We start from the raw sequence: 18,496 nt of genomic DNA, 5'->3' as shown, positions 1-18,496 counted from the left end.
GTCCTGCCTGGATCAAGGATGGGACCGACGCACCGGGCCTGCGCCGTGCCCCGCGCCTTGACGTGGATCAACGCGAAGTCCGGAGGCCGCGCCACCAGGGGGCTTCGAACGGAGGACGGCCTTTCACGAGGCAGCGGGTCCCGGCCATCGGAGGGGATCCCCCCGTGAGGTCGGAAGGTCCGGGACTGTTCGGACCGCCACTTGCCAGAACCCCGACAGCGGAGCCGCCCGATGATCACCCGCACCATCGCCGAATGCATCGGGGGTCGACCCCTCCGCAGCGTGCAATGCAACTCGACCGTCGCCGATGCCTGCCGGCGCCTGCGGGAGTACGGCGTGGGGGCACTTGCCGTCCTGGACGGAACGAGGCTGGCCGGGATCATCAGCGAGCGTGACGTGACCAGCCGGGTCATCGCCGGCCATCGGGATCCGATGCTCACGCTCGTCAGGGAAGCGATGACCCGCGAACCGAAAACGGTACCGGCGCACGCGAGCGTCGCGGACGCGCTCCAGCACATGCTTGACGGCCATTACCGCCACCTGCCCGTTATGCAGGGCGAGGACGTCGTGGGCATGGTCTCCTTGCGGGACATCCCGACCGAATACCGGCTCATGTACCAACGCTTCCGGGAGGCGCACGAAGCGCAGTCCATGGGCTAAGCGCGTCCGAGGGTAGCTTGGGTTGAACCTCGCGCCGCGGACATCGCTCCGTGCCCGGCGGGTACCCGTACTCGGACCCAGGCGCCTTCGGGTGTCGCCACGCTCGATTGAGCCAGATCAAGGCGCGGACCCGGTGCGCGGGCTAAGCCGGTCCGGACTCAGGATACAGGCCGCCATGTCCGCACCCACGGGACCCGTGCTCGTCGTCGACGACGACGAGGCCGTCCGAGACTCGCTGAAGTTCGTCCTCGAACTCGAAGGACTCGACGTGCGCCTCTACGAGGGCGGCGCGCGCCTACTCGGCGAGGCCAAGCTGCCCGAAGCGGGGTGCCTCGTCGTCGACCACCATATGCCCGGGATGGACGGCGTCGAGCTTGTGGGCCAGCTGCGGGGTCGCAAGGTCGGGCTGCCAGTCATCCTAATCACCGGAAGATGCACCAAGGCCTTGCGCGCGCGAGCGGCGCAAGCCGGCATCCGGCAGGTGGTGGAGAAACCGTTCGAGGACTGCGCCTTGCTGGACGGCATCCGCGACGCCCTCGGCCTTGGCGGTCGCCTCTGAGGACGTTCAGGTGAAGCATACGTAGATCCCCTTAGGGATGCATCGGAATTTCGCGTCCGACGGGCCGTGCGTAGGCAAGGATCCACGCCGCACACGACCACCGGGGACCCCATGCAGACCGCCCTCGCCGCATCCGGCCTCCTCCCCGTCCTCGGCATAGCCTTCCCGGAAAGCCCGTCGGCACCACGTCCTGCGGGGGAGCCCAGGTGCGCGGCGCGGCGCACGTACGGGGCCGACGGGGAGGTGTTCGCGGAAGGGGACCGGGCCGCCTTCTTCTACGAGGTCGTGTCCGGCTCGGTCCGGACCTACAAGCTCCTCGCCGATGGCCGCCGGCAAATCGACGCCTTCCACTTGCCGGGCGACATCTTCGGCGTCGAGGCAGGCGGCGACCACCGATTCAGCGCTGAGGCGGTGACCGACACGAAGCTGGTGGTCCACCGCCGCGAGCGCAGCGCGCTGGCCGGCAACGACGGGGATCTTGCCCGTAAGGTCGTGGCAGCCATGATGCGGTCCCTGGAGCGGGCGCAGGACCACATGATGCTGCTCGGGCGCAAGTCAGCGAAGGAGCGCATCGCCACGTTCCTGCTCGGCCTTGCGGAGCGCCTCGCGGAGCAAGGGGGGGCGCTCGACCTGCCAATGCCCCGAGCCGACATGGCCGACCACCTCGGGCTGACGGTGGAAAGCGTCTCACGCGCGGTAACCCAACTTGAAAGGGAAGGATTGATCGAGCTGCCACCCAATCGCCGGACCGTGGTCCTGAGGAACACCGCCGCGCTTCGCGAGATCGTCGCCTGAAACTTTCGGTCCCGACCGCCCGAAGGCTTCACCGCAGGGACTGGTCCATGCGAGGCTCTGGGATCGGCGGCCACCCGCTCCGGGCATTCCTGAAGCCACAAGGTCGAAGGCATGGCGGGCGTCACCGCTCCTCACATTCGAAAATCCGATCCTTGGGCACCCATCCTTGAACATTCAAGAAGGATGGCTTGCATACCCTGACACATTGCCTCGAAGCGGACCTTCACCGCATCCCCGCTGGGATGATGATACGAGTCTGCTGCGTCTTCGCGCTCATAGCTTCGGAAAGGCTGCCGCCAAGTGGTCGATCAGGGCACGCACAGCCGGCGGCAGGCCGCGTCGAGTCGTAAAGACGAGGTGGACGATGCCGACTTGGCTGCGCCAATCCCGGAGGACGTGGACGAGCCTACCCGAGGCGATGTGGCCGCCACAGACATGGTCGGGCAGGTAGGCGATGCCGATGCCTTCGGCGGCTGCATCGCACAGGAAGGCAAAGTCGCTGCAGGTTAAGCGCGGTTCGTGGCGCAGTCGGTACGTCGCCCCGTCCGCTTGTTCGAACCGCCACTCCACCTCGCCCGGATCGTCGCTCGTCCCGAGCGTCGGGAAGGCGCCGAGCGACGCGATGTCGGCGCCGAGGCAGCTGGCGACCTGAGGGCTGGCAACCAGGATCCAGCGCGAGTGCCCAAGCGAGCGCATCGTCAACGAAGCATCGCTGGTGAGCTCCCGTCGCACCCGCACGGCCACGTCGATGCGCTCCTCGATCAGGTCGACGGGCTTGTCGCTGACGATGAACTGCAGGCTGACCTTCGGGTAGCGGGCCAGGAAGGTGCGCACGGACCCTGAGACAACCTCCACGAGCCCCTTCGGGCAGCTCATGCGGATGCGACCGTGTGGCTCGGCCTGTGCCTCCGCAACAAGCGCCTCAGCCCGCTCGGCCTCAATCATCATCGCTCGGCAACGCTCGTAGAAGCTTTCTCCGACCTCGGTGACGCGGAAGCGCCGGCTCGACCGCTCGATCAGACGCAGGCCCAGCCGCGCCTCGATGGCCGCAACCCGGCGACTGAGCTTGGATTTCGGCTCGCGCAGCGCCCGTCCCGCGGCGGCGAAGCCACCATGTGCCACCACCTCGGCAAAGTAGCGGTAGTCGTTGAGGTCGGCACGCATCGTCGTTCCCCTGATGGAACGCTACGTGCCACGTTTGCCGACTACTCGCATCATCGTTCTCGGGGCATCTCAGTCGTCGGCGGCGCAAACGAAGCCGAACGACGGAGAACGACGATGACGAACAGGTTCCAGAACAAGGTCGTGGTGGTGACTGGCGGCACGAGCGGCATCGGCCTCGCCACGGCCAAAGCTTTCTCGGAGGAAGGCGCCTCGGTGTTCATCACCGGTCGCCGACAGGAGGCGCTCGACGCGGCGGTGAAGCAGATCGGCGGACGCGTGACCGGCGTCCAGGGCGACATGGCGCGCTTAGCCGATATCGACCGCCTCTACGATGCGGTCCAGCAGAAGCACGCGCAGATCGACGTGGTCTTCGCCAACGCCGGCGGTGGCGAGTTCGCGCCTCTCGGTGCCATCACCGAGGAGCAGTTCGACAGCACCTTCGACACCAACGTGAAAGGCACACTCTTCACCGTCCAGAAGGCCCTTCCGCTCCTGAAGGATGGCGGCGCGGTGGTGCTGACTGGCTCAACCGCCGGCACCGAAGGGACGCCGGCCTTTAGCGTCTACTCCGCCAGCAAGGCAGCCGTTCGCAACTTCGCCCGGAATTGGATCCTCGACCTCAAGGAGCGCCGCATCCGCGTCAACGTAGTCAGCCCCGGCGCGACCCGCACGCCGGGCCTCGTCGGTCTTGCCGGCGACGATGCCGAAAAGCAGCAGGGCCTTCTCGATTTCCTGGGTTCGCGCATCCCCCTCGGACGCGTCGGCGAAGCGCCGGAGATTGCCAATGCGGTCCTGTTCCTGGCCTCTGACGAGGCGAGCTTCGTCAACGGCGTCGAACTCTTCGTCGACGGCGGCCAAGCTCAGATCTGAGCCATTACCCGGGCGCCTTTCAGAGCGTCGGCCGCTGGATGCGGCCGCGCTCCTTTCCCTCGAACCCTGATACCTGGAGAACTGCGATGACCACGACCGCTTCTATCTCACCTGACGGCCTTTCGAACCACAGGACGGCGCTTCCCCTCATCCGCTTCGTACCAGCCGCCGGGCGGCTTCTCATGGGCACGATCTTCCTGGCGAGCGGGTTGAGCAAGCTTGCCGCTCCGGCCGCCAGCCTCGGCTACATCAAGTCCGCTGGGTTGCCACTGCCACAGGTTGCGCTCGCAGTGGCCATCGCCGTGGAAGTGGGTGGCTCGCTCCTACTCATCGCCGGATACCGTGCGCGCATCGTCGCCTTGGTGCTGGCTCTGTTCTCGGTTGTCACCGCGCTCGCCTTTCACACGGCCTTCGCCGACCAGAACCAGTTGATCCACTTTCTCAAGAACCTCGCCATGGCCGGCGGACTGTTGCAGGTCGTCTCCTTCGGTGCCGGCGGCCTCAGCTTCGACGCGCGGCTCGGACGCGCCTAACCGCGAGCATATCGGCGCTTCATCAACGGCATCGAACTATTCATGGACGTCGCTTAATTCCCGTCTGATCCAGCACGCCCAGAGCCTTTTGCGACCCATTCGCGCCCGCCTCGGACAACATTTTGGGGCTTGGCCACCTTCAAGAGCCCCAGCCATGAACCAGAGCAAAGAAGCGCCGGAACGTATCCGCGAGCTACTTTATCGCAATCTCTAGGAGGTATTCGGCGAAGGAGATGCGAGTAAGCGCCGTGCCGCTATCGATATATTTTGGACCGAAGACGCAGTCCTCTACGTTCCCCCAGGTAGCGTTGCAGGTCGTGAGGCAATCAATAAGTTTGCCGGCGATCTCCGGGCGACGCATCCCGACTTTGCGTACACGCCGTACGGGGAACCGCAAGTGGTCGGCAATGGCGGGCGCCTTGCCTAGGGCTCTGGTCCGAAGGGCACTCCAGCCGAGTATACGGGTTGGGACGTGATCATCGTGCGAGATGGCAGGATCGTAGCCCTCTACGTGTTCCTGGACGAAGGATCTGCCAAGGCCGGACGGGTAGGCCGACCACGTTCTGAATTAGAGCGTCGCACAGAATCATCTGCTTTGGTCGAGGGTAACAAAGGCACAAGTGAGCATGGTGAAGGCGAGTTAGATTTCGAGGCGCCGCTCGTAGCGGATGGCCAAGCAGCGGATCCTACGAGCGGACGTTCCCAGAGCCTGCTATGGGTCGGAAGTGAGTGCGGCGGTAACGTCCGCTCTCGTGCATAGTTGCCCGAAAGCGGACCAGCCGAACCCCATCCAACTCGGCCGTCGGCCTCCGCCTCGTCGATAGCCCAAAAACGAACCTTCCCAGGGGCTGCAACGGGTCAGAAGTAAACTTTCGCGAGTCGGTATCAATCCTCGGACTTCGACCACGAGGGGACTAGCCGGGCAACGGGGTCAGCCGGCGTTCGTTTCGCCCGGGTCTTAAGGAACGGCCGCTACGCGGCACGGCGACCGGCCTTCACGCCGGGCTTCGCGATGTCTCGCCTCGACCACTGCCCCTTCCGATGCCATGTGCTGCGATGAAAGGCGCCACCTCCGGTTCGTCCGGTTCCCCGCTCAGGCGAAACATCCTTCCAACTCTTCCAGGAAGCCCTCCGCGCACCCATCCAAGCCACGATTCCTTCCGTTCCCCTTGGCTTTAAGAGGGCTGGCGGCAGCTTGCGCGTTGTCCGGCTTCCGGTACGCCGGCGAAGGTTTGTACATTCCGTCGGCGAGCGATGCCGACGGGCCCGCGCAGGAAAGCGGCAGATCAAGGCAGAGCGTCCGCCACAGTGCGAGCCAGTCCGCCGTGGCAAGGTCATGGGAGGCGTGGGACATGAGAGCTCCTTCATGTTGCGCGGATCGGCGCGCCCCCGAAGAGGCGCTGGCCTCGCGGGTGGCTTGGCGCCCGCGATGGAAGAGTTTCCTCCCGGCGCGCCTGGGTCGCCTTGATCCAACGCAAGGATCAAGGCCTAGGAGCCGGGTCGGGAGGGTTCGCCGCTGTGGACGAAGCATGGCCCACGCCCAACCCGACCCGGGGGAGACGTGCATGGGGCGATTCAAAAGCGGTAGGTCACGCCGCCACCCACGATCCAGGGGTCGATGTCCACCCCGCCGCGGATCGCACCCGCGTTGAGCTTCACCTTGGTGTCGAGGAGTAGCTTCTTGACGTCGACGTTGAGGCCCCAGTGCTCGTCGAGCATGTAGTCGAAGCCGACCTGCAGCGCGGGTGCGAAGCTGTTCGTGAGGCGGAAGCCCGTGAAGCCGCCCCTTTCCTGCTCGCCGAAGAAGATCGAGTAGTTCACGCCGGCACCAACGTAGGGCTTGAACGCGCCGAACCCGTCGAAGTGGTATTGCAGGGTGAGCGTCGGCGGCAGGATCCAGGTGGTGCCGATGCGCGTGCCGGCCAGCGCGCCGGTACCCTGGATACCGTGGCGGGTCACGCCCAGGATGAGCTCGGCGGCCAAGTTCCGCGTGAAGAAGTAAGTGATGTCGAGTTCCGGGATCGCGGCGTCCGTGATGGCGAGTCCGGCTCGGGTCAAGGGGGTTCCGGCCGCGGAGAGGCGGGCTCCCGGATCGGGCCGCACCCCGAGCGCTCGGATGCGCAGCATCCAGGGCGACCATGCCGGAAGCGCGGTCTCAGGCAGGGCGGCAGCGGCGAAGGTCGGAAGGTCGGCAGCTCGAACCGCCGGTACGGAGAGCGAAAGCGCGGCGGCCGAGGCTGCGGCAAGGAGGGCGATCCGGGTGGTCATGGCTTGGTCGATCCTGGAGGACACGTCAGGCGTGACGGCGTCCGGCACGCCGGCCGTCGTTAGGTGCGACCGACGCATGCCGTCCTTGATCAGGATCAAATCGCCAAGCTTGGACGAACGGGGGCTTTGCCGTCCTGCGGACCCGTCCTCGTCAGGAGCCCCTTGGATGCGCATCGCTGGCGATGGGCGACCCGTCCGTGTGCAACGGCGCGTGGGCCGCTCCCCCGTCGGACCGATCATGCGCCGGCCGGCCGTGGGTTTCCCGAAGGCCCAAGGAACGCCACCGATGGAAGCGGGATGGACCGGCCATCCGCGGATCGCCGGGACCGGGCGTCGCACCCTCCATGCGGTCATCTTGCAGGCATGGACGCCCCCTCGGCGCCCGCGGGCGGATACGGAAGGCCCGACTACCGAAATCCGCCGACTGCATAAGCCGGGGCAGGTGCTCGGCCCGAGCCTTGGTCACTGGTCGCCCAGGGCGCAGGATCGGTCGCCCGACCCGGAGGCGCGGGACGCAAGGCAAGCCTCCTGAGGGTGGTTGCTCCGCCGACGAGGCCAAGGCATCGGCGCCCGCCTGAACCGCCGGCGTCGACGAACTGCGACGCGAGGGTCCGATGCGAAGCCAGAAGGAGGGGCGACCCGTAAACGCTCGGGTCAGACGACGCCTGGGGCTGCCGCATCCACCGCGGCCGGGTGCCGGATCATGCCTGCGTGCGGACGGCATGGCGAGGCTTCCATCAGCGCCGCGACGTGGGTCGCGACGGACCTCGATAGCCCGACCAGGTCGTAGCCGCCTTCCAATACGGATACGATCCTTCCGCCGCACACCCGCTCGGCGACGTCCATGAGCCGCAACGTCGCCCAACCGAAATCCGCCTCCGTCAGGTTGAGGTCGGCCATCGGATCGCGCCAGTGCGCGTCGAAGCCCGCCGAGACCAGGATGAGGTCCGGCCTGAAGGCCTCCATGCGCGGCAGGACGACGGCACGCAGCGCTTCCTGGAACTCGGCGCCGCCGTCGCCGGCCGCGAGCGGCACGTTCACCACCGTGTCGTGCTCGCCGCGCTCGGCCGCCGCGCCGGTACCCGGGTAGAGTGGCCACTGGTGGGTCGAGCAGTAAAGGACGTCGGGGTCGCTCCAGAATATGCCCTGTGTGCCGTTGCCATGATGGGCGTCCCAATCGAGGATGGCGACGCGTCCGGCGCCGTGGACGCGCAGTGCATGGCGTGCCGCAACGGCGACGTTGTTGAAGAAACAGAAGCCGGCGGCACGTTCCCGCTCCGCATGATGGCCCGGCGGCCGCATGGAGACGAAGGCGTTGCGAACCCGCCCCTCCATGACCTCGTCGACGGCCTGCATGGCTCCGCCCGCGCCGTGGAGCACGGCCGGCAGGGTTCCAGCGGATACCACGGTATCGGCGTCCAATCCGGCGAGCTCCCCACGTGCCAAGCCGTCGAGCACGGCTTCGACGTAAGGCCCGGCATGGGCGAGGAGGAGGGCGGCGGCCGGTGCGGCGGGGGCCTGCTCACGGATAAGGCCGGCGTACCGCTCCTGCTCCAGGACCCGCTCAATGACCCGGACCCGGTCAGCGCGCTCGGGATGTCCCGGATGCACGAGGTGGCCCAAGGCTGTCGCATGCGTGAGATGAAGGGTACTCATTCGGGACCTCCCAGAGTCCATAAGTCGTTGGGTGAATCGGCTCTTCTTTCGTGCGAAGCCTTTCCGGATGCCGGCCGCCGCCCTGGACGCCCACGCCGACGGCATCCTTCTTCCGCTTGGCCCTCAGCGCCGCTCGTTCCCAAGGACGCACCCCGGTCACGTCGGAAACCTGCGCCTGGTTCGCCCCTTTGCGACCATGCAGGCCACGCCGGCGGCGCGGGCGCCAAGACGATCCCATCCGGATGGCAGCTAAAAGTAAGCGAGACCAACACACAATGCCCAACGCTTGCCGTGCGCGTCACGCAAGTCTTTGATTTGGATCAAGGCTGACGAAAAGGACCGTATCCATCCTCGCGCCGGACCATAAGCCATCGCTCCATTCAGATGCGCAATGACCGCGGACCGCTTCGCCCCGATGATCAGCGACACCGACAGCCCGGCCCGGGGGCAGGATCCCTGTTCACCGCTCGGTAGCTGGATTTCACCCAATGCGCCGATTCACCGAGGCTGATCCCCGAGCGTACGACGGAAGGTGCGGCCAGCGACCCGACGGGGCTACGACTGGCGCAACTTCGTGCTTCCCATGACTTCCGAGTCGGCCAAGTACATTGAGATAACGGAGCTCCCCGGGCGGTCGCCTGGTAGTAGACCTCGGGACCATGGCCAAACAATTCGCCGTTACCAGGATCGAAGCGGGCCGGTTGACCATGTTGGCGGCTCTACTGGCGTGCCTGCCCAGTTCGTCGGCGGGCTTTGGGGGCGCTTAGACTTCGACCTCGATGTGGCGGGGGTGGACCTGGACGGTTCGGGTTTCTTCGGCGAGTGCAAGTGGACGGCGCAGCCCGTCGACATGAGATCCTCGGCAAGCTGCGGAGACGTGCAGAGGAGGTTCGATACGGCAGCGAGGGTCCGGGGCGTCACCTTCTCCTGTTCGGAAGATCGGACGTCGCCGTGGAGGCAGGCCGCGATCCCACTCTCTATGTCGTGGGCCTAGGTGCCCTGCTGCGCCCCGACCTTACGAGTTGACCGATGAAGAGGACGCCTCGTCGACGCCGAGATCTGGCACCGGGCAAAGGAGGCGGGGCAGGTGGCAGACAGGGATGGCCACGGGCGAACTCCCCAAGGCGCTCGACCGCATTCGTACCGAACTCCAGGCAGGGCGCGCCCGCATCGATTGACACGGCGGCGGCGATGCATTGCCCTCGCTGACGTGTCCGGACGAATGAGAAGTCGCCTGCCGTCTGGGGAACGATCCAGCGACGACCGGGAGCGATATCATGCTGAGATTGACGGCGTATCTTGGTGCCTGTCGGACCCTGCTCGTGGTGGCGCTCTGCGGGCTCCACGGCCCCTCCCAGGCTTGTACCCGTGCCGTCTACCTCGGCGCGAACGGGCAGGTGATCACGGCCCGCTCAATGGACTGGCGTAACGACATCGCCACCAACCTTTGGACCTTCCCACGCGGCATGAATCGATCCGGCGAGGCTGGGGTGAACTCGCTGCGATGGACATCGCGGTACGGCAGCGTCATCGCCTCGGGCTATGAGGTCTCGACCACGGACGGCGTCAACGAGGCGGGGCTGGCCGCCAACCTGCTCTGGCTGGTCGAGTCCGAGTACCCGAGACAGAACAAGGACAAGCCCGGCCTGACCGTCGCGGCCTGGGCACAGTACGTCCTCGACAATTTCGCCACCGTCGGCGAAGCGGTCGCAGCCCTCCGGATGGAGGCGTTCACCATCGTCACCGACAAGGTTCCGGGTGAGGATAGGCTCGCGACCGTGCACCTGTCCCTCTCCGACGCGACGGGTGACAGCGCCATTTTCGAGTACATTGGCGGACGGCTCGTAATCCATCACGACCGGGCCTACCAAGTGATGACGAACTCGCCCACGTTCGATCAGCAACTAGCGCTCGATGGCTACTGGAAGGTCATCGGTGGAACCGTCATGCTGCCGGGCACCAATCGAGCGGCCGACCGCTTCGCGCGCGCTTCGTTCTATATCAACGCGATCCCGCAGTTCGAGGACCCGAACCTCGCGGTCGCGAGTGTCTTCAGCGTGATCCGCAACGCCTCGGTTCCCTATGGGATCACCACGCCGGACGAGCCCAACATCTCTTCGACGCGCTGGCGCACGGTCATTGACCACAAGCGAAAGCTTTACTTTTTCGAGTCGGCCCTGACGCCCAACACCTTCTGGGTCGATCTGAAGGCCATCGACTTCGACGAGGTCACGGGCAAGACCAAGAAGCTCGATCTCGGCCCGAACCAGAACCATACGTTTTCAGGCGACGCGACGGGCATGTTCCGGGAAACCAAGCCGTTCCCGTTCCTGGGGCTGCCCGAGTAGCGATCCCCAGCGGACGTCCGTCAAGGATCGCAGGCGGAACGTTCGCTTCAGGACGAAACGCCAAGGGTCCGCTCCTCACCCGACCCGGACCTTCGATGCAGGCTCCAGGCATCAGATCCCGACCGGCAGTGAAACGCGAAGAAGACCACGCGAAGGTTCCGGCCAAGCGTAGGCGTGTTGCCCAGGAGGGTCCGCGTTGCGGTCCAGCAGCGCCGCATCCGGCAAAACGACAGCTTGCCCCACTGGCCACCAGAGCGCGGCGTACGTAGGCTTGAAGGCCGCTGCAGGTGTGCGCATCCTCTGAGAGCCGGAAGTGCCGGCTGCCGTAGCGTGACTTGTCTCGAAGGGAGCTAAGCGAGACAAGGCGCAGGACGCGCCGGTCGCCAGTCCCGATCAAGCCCTTCCGGCGCCGCTACAGGGTGTGGCGAACGCCGAAAACCCGGCACGCGTTGGAGCGCTGCTTGCGCAGCTTGGTGCCCTCGCGCGTGGCACTGCGCAGGAGCCAGGCTTCGCGCAGCCCGGTCCGGCGCGGCCGAGGACGAAGCGGGCCTTGACCAACTCGCGCAGGTCCTTCTCGGACCGGCCAACGGCATTGGTGTCGGCAGTGCGGGTTGCGGACGACTGGAGGCGTCGCAGGACCACGCGAACCTCTTGGCTGGCGTCGCCGACGGAGTTGGGAAGCGAGACGGCCTGCACGCGGCTCTTGTTCAGGCCTTGCGTTGTCCTGCCAAGGCGGCCTTCCGTCCGTCCATTGCCATATCACCCAAGCATCCCGATTGTGCATCGGACCGCAGGGACCGTACCCTCACCCTATCTCTCCCAACCACCCTTCTTCCCTGCTTGAGCAAGAGGATACTTGCAGCGGCGGCGTCACAGAAAGGACTTCAGACTGGTGCCTTGCCGCTGCGAAAGCCATTCTGCGCCTACATCAATGGGAACCCAAAATGACGGCGGAAGAAGTCGAGAGGGCTTTCGACCTGCTGGCCGAGGATGCTGCGGAGCAAGGTTTCGTAGCAGAGATAGCGGTCTTCGGAGGATCGTGCATCATGCTGGCCAGTGACCTTCGACAAGCCACAGGAGACGTGGATGCCGTCTTCATGCGTAATAACGACTTTCTCTACGAGGCGGCCGAGCGGGTTCGATCTCGCCTGGACTTGCCCGAGGAATGGCTGAACCAAGCTGTTCGCCAGCTCGCACCTCCAAAAGGCGGAGCACAACCGAATCTTCTTCTATTTGGCGAGTATCCCAGGCATCAAAGGACCGCTGTCGGTCTTCGGGTGCACATGCCCACCCCGGAGTATATCCTGGCGATGAAGCTTCTTGCGAACCGCTTAGAAGATGATTTGGTCAAGATTGAGACTGACCGAGCGGACATACACGGACTGATGCAGATCACAGGTATAACGACCTACGACGCTTTGGCAGCCCTTATGCGCCTGTGTTATCCTATGATCCCTGGCGTCACCGAGTCGGGCATCAGTCCGCGATTGGAAGCAAAGCTAAGGACCATCCTGGATGAGCACGGAGGTGCGAGCGCGGACCCCGAACCGACCTGGCGAGCTGGCAGAGGCCCTACAACGCGCGACGGTTAAGGGACGCATGGATGCCGCCATCTTGCGCGTGGCAATCGCAGAATTCCTCGATACGTTCTACCTGGACCCCGATCCGGACAACCGGAAGCGACGACTGACACGTACGCCTACGCTGATCCAAGATCCGAACGTTGACGCCTTTATGGGAGCGGTCGGCGAGCACTTGTGCTCCCGCTGGGCCCTCGGGCAAGCACCTGGATGGACCGAGGCCCCGGAACGATTCCTGAAGCGGCCGGCCTTCATGGGACCGGAACGCTTGAAGCCGTTCCTGCTGATGGAAAGCCCAACGGCGTTTCGAAGACGCCTGATCTTCACAGAGGCGGAGCCGCTGAGGAGAGCGCGCATGCCCCGCGATGGGCGCTGGTGGGCGTACGAAAAACTCCGCACCGGCCTCACACCGGAAGTCGAGCTTGCACCCTGATCCCAGCCAACATGCGCCTTGCCCCGCGTCTTGGCGCTTACGACCTCGATCCCTGCTTCGCTGTCACCCCCTGCATTCGAGGTTCCGGCCCGTCAGACGTTTGCGCTGGATCAAGGCCGCCGCCGACCTGCGCGGGCAGGGTGGCCGCAGCGGTCCGGTAAGGCCGGCGTTGCGGAGATGGTCATGTCCCTTGCCAACATCATGGTTTCCGTCGACCTCGGGGCGGAGGCCCCCAGGCGCGTGCGTCTCGCCGCCGGCCTCGCGGAGCGGTTCGAGGCCGACCTGACCGGCGTGGCGGCGCGTAGGATCCCCGGGCCGGAGAAGGCGGGGGATTTTCGGGAGGCTCAATCGCGCTACTCCGAGGAACAGGGCAGGCTCGTCGACGACCTGGCGAGCGCCTGCGCCATCTTCGGCGGGAACGCGGGCACCCAGGTCCGCACCGACTGGCGTCAGGCCGAGGCCCGTCCCGCCGCCTTCCTCGTCGAGCAGGCCCGCTTCGCCGATCTCGTCGTGGTGGGCCGCCTCGGTCCCGACGATGATGCCGCGGCAGACCTCGGCGTCGAGCCCGGTCCCGTGCTGATGGAGGCGGGCCGCCCGGTCCTCGTCGTTCCCCCCGGCGTCGAACAGCTCATGGCCGCCCGCATCGTGGTGGCCTGGAAGGACTGCCCCGAGGCGCGTCGCGCGGTCATGGCCGCCCTTCCGTTCATCAAGCGCGCGGACCAGGTCTTCGTCGCGTCCGCGGGCGGCGACGCACGTTTCCAGGGTACCGAGGAGATATCCTGGCACATCGCCCGACACGGCGCCCATGTCACCACCCACCTGCTGAACGCCTCCCCAGGCGAGGAGGCGGACGAGATCCTGCGGTTCGCCCGCCGCCAGGACGCCGACATGGTCGTCATGGGCGCATACGGACACTCCCGGCTTCGCGAGTGGCTGTTCGGAGGAGCCACCCGCCACATCCTGCAGGCGACCCATGCCTGCTGCCTGATGAGCCACTGATGGGAACGTTCGCCAAGGCGGGAGCCCTCATGCTCCTGGCGCTCGCATATGCGCCGCCTGCGTCCGCAACCGATGCCAGGGTGGGTCGCGGCAGGACGCTGGTCCAAACGAACTGCGCCCGCTGCCATGCGGTCGGCCGGGTCGGGGCGAGCCCTCTTCGGGAAGCGCCTCCGTTCCGTGAGCTACACACCCGCTACCCCGTCGAGGATCTGGCCGAATCCCTCGCGGAAGGCATCAGGACCGGGCACCCGGGAATGCCCGAGTTCCGGTTCGACCCGGACCAGGTCGACGCCCTCATCGCCTACCTGAAATCGCTGGAGCGCTGACGGACCGGCATCGATGCGTCCCATGCCGTCCGGCGGAAGGAGGACGGTTCCATGCCGTCGTTGTCGGGTGCCAGGGCGCGCCACGGCTCGCCTGCCCTCGATTGTGGTTGCAAAGTGCAGCACGCGCCCATCGTGACCGCGCGGGACAAGGCCCCGACGGCTCGGCTGTGCCGCTTGACGGACGATAAGCGGACGATGGGGATCAGGCCTCCCGCGCGCCGCGACCCACAGGGCCGCCCGCTCCTGTGACCGGAACCTTCCGGGCCGGAGGATGGGTCAGGGACCCGAGATCAGATCCTTGATGCGGGAGGCGAGCGCCTCCATCACGAAGGGCTTCGTCAGGACCGCCATGCCGGGTTCCAGGTGGCCGTTTCCGACGGCGGCGTTCTCGGCGTAGCCGGTGATGAACAGCACCCTGAGGTCGGGCCGGCCCACCCGGGCCGCGTCCGCCATCTGACGCCCGTTCATGCCGCCAGGCAGGCCGACGTCGGTGACGAGGAGGTCGATGCGCACATCCGATTGCAGCACCTTAAGCCCGGAGAGCGCGTCCGCCGCCTCGATGGCGGTGTAGCCGAGATCCTCCAGCACCTCGGTGACCAGCATGCGGATGCTCGGTTCGTCGTCGACGATCAGCACCGTCTCGCCCTGCTCGGCCCGGGGGGCGGAGGCGAGATCCGGCGGGCTCTCGGCCCCGTCCGCCTCACCGTAGTGGCGGGGCAGGTAGATGCACATGGTCGTGCCCTGGCCGACCTCCGAGTAGATCCGCACCTGCCCGCCGGACTGCCGGGCGAAGCCGTAGATCATGGACAAGCCGAGCCCGGTGCCCTGGCCTGTCGGCTTCGTCGTGAAGAACGGGTCGAAGGCGCGCGCGACGACGTCGGGCGTCATGCCGGTGCCGGTGTCGGTCACGCAGAGCGAGAGGTACTGGCCGGGCGGCAGCTCGCGCTCCCGGGCCCCGTGCTCGTCGAGCCACTTGTTGGCGGTCTCGATGGTGATGCGCCCCCCGTCCGGCATGGCGTCGCGTGCGTTGATGCAGAGGTTGAGCAGCGCGTTCTCAAGCTGCGGCGGATCGACCAGTGCGGGCCACAGGCCCCCGGCTCCCACCACCTCGATGTGCACGGACGGGCCCACCGTCCGGCGGATCAGGTCCTCCATGCCGTGCACGAGGGCGTTCACGTCCGTAGGCTTCGGGTCGAGGGTCTGGCGCCGCGAGAAGGCCAGCAGGCGGTGCGTGAGCGCCGCGGCCCTCCGCGACGCTCCCTGGGCGGCGTTGATGTAGCGGTCGAGGTCGGTCAGCCGGCCCTGGCTCATGCGGGTCTGCAGGAGCTCAAGGCTGCCCGAGATGCCGGTCAGCAGGTTGTTGAAGTCGTGGGCCAAACCACCGGTCAACTGCCCGACTGCCTCCATCTTCTGCGATTGCCGCAGCGCCTCCTCTGTCTTGGCGAGCGCCAGCGCGGCCTCCTTCTCGGCCTGGACGTCCCGGCCCACGGCGTGGATGTGGTCCTCGGCCGGCACCGCGGTCCACGACAGCCAGCGGTAGACGCCGTCCTTCCGCCGGTAGCGGTTCTCGAAGCGCAGGGTGGTGATGCCTTGCGCGAGCTTGCCGACCTCGGCGAGCGTGGCAGCGACGTCCTCGGGGTGGACGAGGCCCATGAAGTCCGCGCCGGCCAACTCGTCCTGCGCCCAGCCGAAGAGGGTTGTCCAAGCCGGGTTGACCGCCTCGATTCGGGCCTGGAAGTCGGCGACGAGCATGACGTCGGTCGAGAGCCGCCACATGCGGTCGCGGTCGCGCGTGCGCTCCTCGACCTGCTGCTCCAGGCCTGCGTTGAGGCGTTCCAGCTGCGCCGTGGCGCGCTTCCGGTCCTCGATGTCGGTGTTGGTGCCGATCCAGCGGACGACCGAGCCATCCGGCGCACGGATGGGCTCGGCGCGTACCAGGAACCAGCGATAGGCCCCATCCGCCCGGCGGATCCGGAACTCGGTCTCGTAGTGGGCGCCCGTCGCGAGCGTCCCCGCCCAGGCCATGCCCGCCGGCTCGACGTCCTCGGGATGGACGATGGCCGCCCACGCCGCGCCGTCGAGCTCACCGGGCCGCGCGCCGCTGTAGGCGTAGACCTGCTCGTTGAACCAGTAGAGTTCGCCCGTGTCGTCCGCCGCCCAGACGTGGTTCGGCATGGCCTGGGCGAACACCCGGAACTGCTCCTCGCTTTCGCGGCGGCGCTCCTCGGCGCGGAAGCGCTCGATGGCGGCGCGGGTCCGCTCGGCGATGTCCCGGATGAAGGCGAGCTTGTCGATGCGCCAGTCCCGGACCTGCCGGTCATGCAGGAAGAAGAGGGCGACCAGGCGGCCGTGCTCCATCACGGGCACGTTGATCAGGGCCCGGGCGCCGACCGAGATTAGGGCCTGCGCGTCGCCCGCTGTGCGGGAATCCGTGGTCACGTCCCGGATGACGACCTCCCGGCCTTGCTCCAAATCGGCCCGGACCTCGCCGTAGCCGCCGAAGCGATGGCGACCCGCGATGCTGGCGATGCCTGGCGCAGTCCAGTCACGCTCGATCACGACGTGCTGCAGCGTCTCCTCGACCGTGCCGTACCCGGCCCGGTCGAGGCCAAGCGTACGGGCCATGATCTCGGCTCCGACCCCGGCCATCTCGGCGGTGCCGGTGCAGGCGCGAAGCCTGTCACCGAATACGATCAACGCATCCCGGAAGGCTTCCTGACGCCGTCGCTCGGTGAGGTCGCGCGTGACGGTGCCGTAGCCCGAGAGGGCGCCGTGCGCGTCGCGGACGGGGAAGATGGTGTAGTGCACCGGGACCGCCGCGCCGGTCGCGAAGTTGCGGAAGCAGAGGTCGCCTTCCCAGAAGCCGCTCTCGCGCACGGCCGGGAGAACCTCCCGCATCACCGTCGGCCGGTCCTGCGGCTCGAAGTAGTCGACCAGGTTGTAGCCGCGAGCCTCGTCCAGGCTTGCCAGGCCGACGAGCCAACGGCCCGCCTCGTTCACGAACTCGGCCTTCCCGTCCAGGTCGGCGAGCCCGATGAAGTCCGACGACTGCTCGACAAGGGCGGCGAGCCTGTGCGCCTGGGCTTCCGCGGCCCGGGCCTCCGTGACGTTGCGCACGGTGCCGACGAAGCGAACGGCCCTCCCGTCCCGGAACACCGTCGTGCCATTGGCGGCGAGGTGGCGCACGGCGCCGTCGGCGCGCCCGATGACCCGGTATTCGAGTTGGAATGCGCCCTGCGAGCGGATGGCCGCCTGGACCGCCGCATCCGCCCGCCGCCGGTCCTCAGGATGGAGGCCCGCGAGGTAGGTACCCTCGAACGAGACCGGCTCGTCGGGCCCGATGCCGAACAGGGCGCGGGTCCGCGCGTCCCAGGTCAGCGCGCCGGTGACGAGGTCGTAGTCGTAGATGCCGGTGCCGGCCCCCTCCAGGGCCAGCCTGAGGCGGCCCTCGGCCTCCTGCAGGTCGGCTTGGACGGCCTGCCTTTCGGAGATGTCGGTGACCATCACGAAGAATCCGTCGATAGCTCCGCCTTCCGCCCGGCGGGGGACGTAGCGGATCTCGGATTGCCGCGTGGTGCCGCCTCGATACGGCATCGGCGCGTCGAAGGTGACGTCCTCGCCGGCGAGCGCGCGCGCCATGAAGGGTAGCCGCGCCGCGAAGACCTCCTCGCCGACGACCTCCCGCACGGGTCGGTCGAGGATCTCGGTCGCGGGCCGTCCGAACCAGGTCTCGTAATGCCGGTTCGCGAAGCGGTAGACATGGTCCCTGTCGATGAAGCTGATGAGCACCGGCAGCGCGTCGGTGACGACCTGGAGCTCGTCCCTGCTTCGCCGCGTCTCCCCTTCCGTCGCGACGGCATCCGTGCGGTCGCGCAGCATCTTGAGGAAACCGAGGTCGGACCCGTCGCGCGAGCGCAGGGGCATCAGCTCGCCGCTTGCCCAGAAGCGGGACCCATCCTTGCGCAGGTGCCAGCGCTCGTCGGCGGCACGACCGGTCTCGGTCGCGCGGCGCATCTCCGTCGCCGGTCGGTCGGAGGCACGGTCCTCCGGCGTGAAGAAGGTCGCCGTCGGCTGGCCGATCATCTCCACGGCCGACCAGCCCAGGATGCGCTCGGCGCCCGGGTTCCAGGCCGTGACGAGCCCATCGTGGTCGGTCGCGATGATGGCGAAGTCGACGGCGCTGTCGAAGATCGCTTGGCAGGCGACTGGGCCCGGCTCGTCCGGCGTGTGTCGTGATGACATGTTCAGGATGGCGTACGGGGCGGGTTGAGGAGGATGGCGGACGTCCGTAGGGGATGGGAACCA

15 protein-coding genes are annotated in these 18,496 nt (G+C 67.0%); 10 read left to right on the top strand and 5 right to left on the bottom strand.

What is annotated here, in order from left to right:
• The first annotated feature begins 231 nt into the window (after positions 1 to 231).
• The 3 genes from OF380_RS25680 to OF380_RS25670 all read left to right on the top strand — a co-directional run bounded on the left by OF380_RS25680 (position 232) and on the right by OF380_RS25670 (position 2,014).
• On the top strand, positions 232 to 660 hold the full coding sequence (locus OF380_RS25680) for a CBS domain-containing protein (RefSeq protein ID WP_264048458.1): 429 nt from the start codon (positions 232 to 234) through the stop codon (positions 658 to 660).
• A 175-nt stretch (positions 661 to 835) separates the two neighbouring features.
• Positions 836 to 1,219 carry a response regulator transcription factor gene (locus tag OF380_RS25675; RefSeq protein WP_264048457.1) on the top strand — a complete coding sequence of 128 codons (384 nt, stop codon included), beginning with the start codon at positions 836 to 838 and terminating at the stop codon, positions 1,217 to 1,219.
• Positions 1,220 to 1,330: 111 nt separating this feature from the next.
• Complete coding sequence (locus OF380_RS25670) at positions 1,331 to 2,014, top strand: helix-turn-helix domain-containing protein (RefSeq protein WP_264048456.1); 684 nt, start codon at positions 1,331 to 1,333, stop codon at positions 2,012 to 2,014.
• 273 nt (positions 2,015 to 2,287) lie between these two features.
• Here the strand turns inward: OF380_RS25670 and OF380_RS25665 are convergent, their stop codons facing one another.
• Positions 2,288 to 3,178, bottom strand: a complete 891-nt coding sequence (locus tag OF380_RS25665; RefSeq protein ID WP_264048455.1) for a LysR substrate-binding domain-containing protein — start codon at positions 3,176 to 3,178, stop codon at positions 2,288 to 2,290.
• A 114-nt stretch (positions 3,179 to 3,292) separates the two neighbouring features.
• Here OF380_RS25665 and OF380_RS25660 point away from each other — a divergent pair, with 114 nt between their 5' ends.
• Both OF380_RS25660 and OF380_RS25655 read left to right on the top strand, forming a co-directional pair.
• Entirely contained in the window at positions 3,293 to 4,048 is a 756-nt protein-coding gene (locus OF380_RS25660; RefSeq protein WP_264048454.1) for an SDR family NAD(P)-dependent oxidoreductase, read from the top strand.
• A 182-nt stretch (positions 4,049 to 4,230) separates the two neighbouring features.
• Positions 4,231 to 4,581: a DoxX family protein gene (locus OF380_RS25655; RefSeq protein ID WP_404810632.1), complete on the top strand. Its 351-nt coding sequence runs from the start codon at positions 4,231 to 4,233 to the stop codon at positions 4,579 to 4,581.
• A gap of 1,093 nt (positions 4,582 to 5,674) precedes the next feature.
• Here the strand turns inward: OF380_RS25655 and OF380_RS25650 are convergent.
• From OF380_RS25650 to OF380_RS25640, 3 genes are all read right to left on the bottom strand, one after another.
• The gene (locus OF380_RS25650) at positions 5,675 to 5,935 is read right to left on the bottom strand and encodes a hypothetical protein (protein ID WP_264048452.1); all 261 of its coding nucleotides are present in this window, start codon (positions 5,933 to 5,935) and stop codon (positions 5,675 to 5,677) included.
• A 221-nt stretch (positions 5,936 to 6,156) separates the two neighbouring features.
• Positions 6,157 to 6,849, bottom strand: a complete 693-nt coding sequence (locus OF380_RS25645; RefSeq protein ID WP_264048451.1) for an OmpW/AlkL family protein — start codon at positions 6,847 to 6,849, stop codon at positions 6,157 to 6,159.
• Between the two features lie 654 nt (positions 6,850 to 7,503).
• On the bottom strand, positions 7,504 to 8,505 hold the full coding sequence (locus OF380_RS25640) for a histone deacetylase family protein (protein ID WP_264048450.1): 1,002 nt from the start codon (positions 8,503 to 8,505) through the stop codon (positions 7,504 to 7,506).
• A gap of 1,277 nt (positions 8,506 to 9,782) precedes the next feature.
• On the opposite strand from OF380_RS25640, the gene OF380_RS25635 reads away from it, so the two are divergent.
• The 5 genes from OF380_RS25635 to OF380_RS25615 all read left to right on the top strand — a co-directional run bounded on the left by OF380_RS25635 (position 9,783) and on the right by OF380_RS25615 (position 14,191).
• Positions 9,783 to 10,853, top strand: a complete 1,071-nt coding sequence (locus OF380_RS25635; RefSeq protein ID WP_264048449.1) for a linear amide C-N hydrolase — start codon at positions 9,783 to 9,785, stop codon at positions 10,851 to 10,853.
• Positions 10,854 to 11,797: 944 nt separating this feature from the next.
• Positions 11,798 to 12,445: a hypothetical protein gene (locus OF380_RS25630; protein WP_264048448.1), complete on the top strand. Its 648-nt coding sequence runs from the start codon at positions 11,798 to 11,800 to the stop codon at positions 12,443 to 12,445.
• A gap of 7 nt (positions 12,446 to 12,452) precedes the next feature.
• Positions 12,453 to 12,866, top strand: a complete 414-nt coding sequence (locus tag OF380_RS25625; RefSeq protein WP_264048447.1) for a hypothetical protein — start codon at positions 12,453 to 12,455, stop codon at positions 12,864 to 12,866.
• Positions 12,867 to 13,049: 183 nt separating this feature from the next.
• On the top strand, positions 13,050 to 13,865 hold the full coding sequence (locus OF380_RS25620; RefSeq protein ID WP_264048445.1) for a universal stress protein: 816 nt from the start codon (positions 13,050 to 13,052) through the stop codon (positions 13,863 to 13,865).
• A gap of 29 nt (positions 13,866 to 13,894) precedes the next feature.
• The gene (locus OF380_RS25615; RefSeq protein ID WP_264051489.1) at positions 13,895 to 14,191 is read left to right on the top strand and encodes a c-type cytochrome; all 297 of its coding nucleotides are present in this window, start codon (positions 13,895 to 13,897) and stop codon (positions 14,189 to 14,191) included.
• Between the two features lie 276 nt (positions 14,192 to 14,467).
• Here the strand turns inward: OF380_RS25615 and OF380_RS25610 are convergent, their stop codons facing one another.
• Positions 14,468 to 18,433: a PAS domain S-box protein gene (locus OF380_RS25610; protein WP_404810512.1), complete on the bottom strand. Its 3,966-nt coding sequence runs from the start codon at positions 18,431 to 18,433 to the stop codon at positions 14,468 to 14,470.
• Between the last annotated feature and the right edge of the window lie 63 nt (positions 18,434 to 18,496).

Origin of the sequence: Methylobacterium sp. FF17, from assembly GCF_025813715.1 — a bacterium.
Taxonomy (GTDB): domain Bacteria; phylum Pseudomonadota; class Alphaproteobacteria; order Rhizobiales; family Beijerinckiaceae; genus Methylobacterium; species Methylobacterium flocculans.
This window is presented reverse-complemented; position numbering and strand designations above follow the sequence as displayed.

Excerpts from the sequence above, each read along its gene's own strand:
- OF380_RS25645 (WP_264048451.1), bottom strand. The coding sequence starts at position 6,849 with ATGACCACCCGGATCGCCCTCCTTGCCGCAGCCTCGGCCGCCGCGCTT.
- OF380_RS25665 (WP_264048455.1), bottom strand. The coding sequence starts at position 3,178 with ATGCGTGCCGACCTCAACGACTACCGCTACTTTGCCGAGGTGGTGGCA.
- OF380_RS25660 (WP_264048454.1), top strand. The coding sequence starts at position 3,293 with ATGACGAACAGGTTCCAGAACAAGGTCGTGGTGGTGACTGGCGGCACG.
- OF380_RS25675 (WP_264048457.1), top strand. The coding sequence starts at position 836 with ATGTCCGCACCCACGGGACCCGTGCTCGTCGTCGACGACGACGAGGCC.
- OF380_RS25680 (WP_264048458.1), top strand. The coding sequence starts at position 232 with ATGATCACCCGCACCATCGCCGAATGCATCGGGGGTCGACCCCTCCGC.
- OF380_RS25610 (WP_404810512.1), bottom strand. The coding sequence starts at position 18,433 with ATGTCATCACGACACACGCCGGACGAGCCGGGCCCAGTCGCCTGCCAA.
- OF380_RS25625 (WP_264048447.1), top strand. The coding sequence starts at position 12,453 with ATGGATGCCGCCATCTTGCGCGTGGCAATCGCAGAATTCCTCGATACG.
- OF380_RS25630 (WP_264048448.1), top strand. The coding sequence starts at position 11,798 with ATGACGGCGGAAGAAGTCGAGAGGGCTTTCGACCTGCTGGCCGAGGAT.
- OF380_RS25640 (WP_264048450.1), bottom strand. The coding sequence starts at position 8,505 with ATGAGTACCCTTCATCTCACGCATGCGACAGCCTTGGGCCACCTCGTG.
- OF380_RS25670 (WP_264048456.1), top strand. The coding sequence starts at position 1,331 with ATGCAGACCGCCCTCGCCGCATCCGGCCTCCTCCCCGTCCTCGGCATA.
- OF380_RS25635 (WP_264048449.1), top strand. The coding sequence starts at position 9,783 with ATGCTGAGATTGACGGCGTATCTTGGTGCCTGTCGGACCCTGCTCGTG.
- OF380_RS25615 (WP_264051489.1), top strand. The coding sequence starts at position 13,895 with ATGCTCCTGGCGCTCGCATATGCGCCGCCTGCGTCCGCAACCGATGCC.
- OF380_RS25620 (WP_264048445.1), top strand. The coding sequence starts at position 13,050 with ATGTCCCTTGCCAACATCATGGTTTCCGTCGACCTCGGGGCGGAGGCC.
- OF380_RS25655 (WP_404810632.1), top strand. The coding sequence starts at position 4,231 with ATGGGCACGATCTTCCTGGCGAGCGGGTTGAGCAAGCTTGCCGCTCCG.
- OF380_RS25650 (WP_264048452.1), bottom strand. The coding sequence starts at position 5,935 with ATGTCCCACGCCTCCCATGACCTTGCCACGGCGGACTGGCTCGCACTG.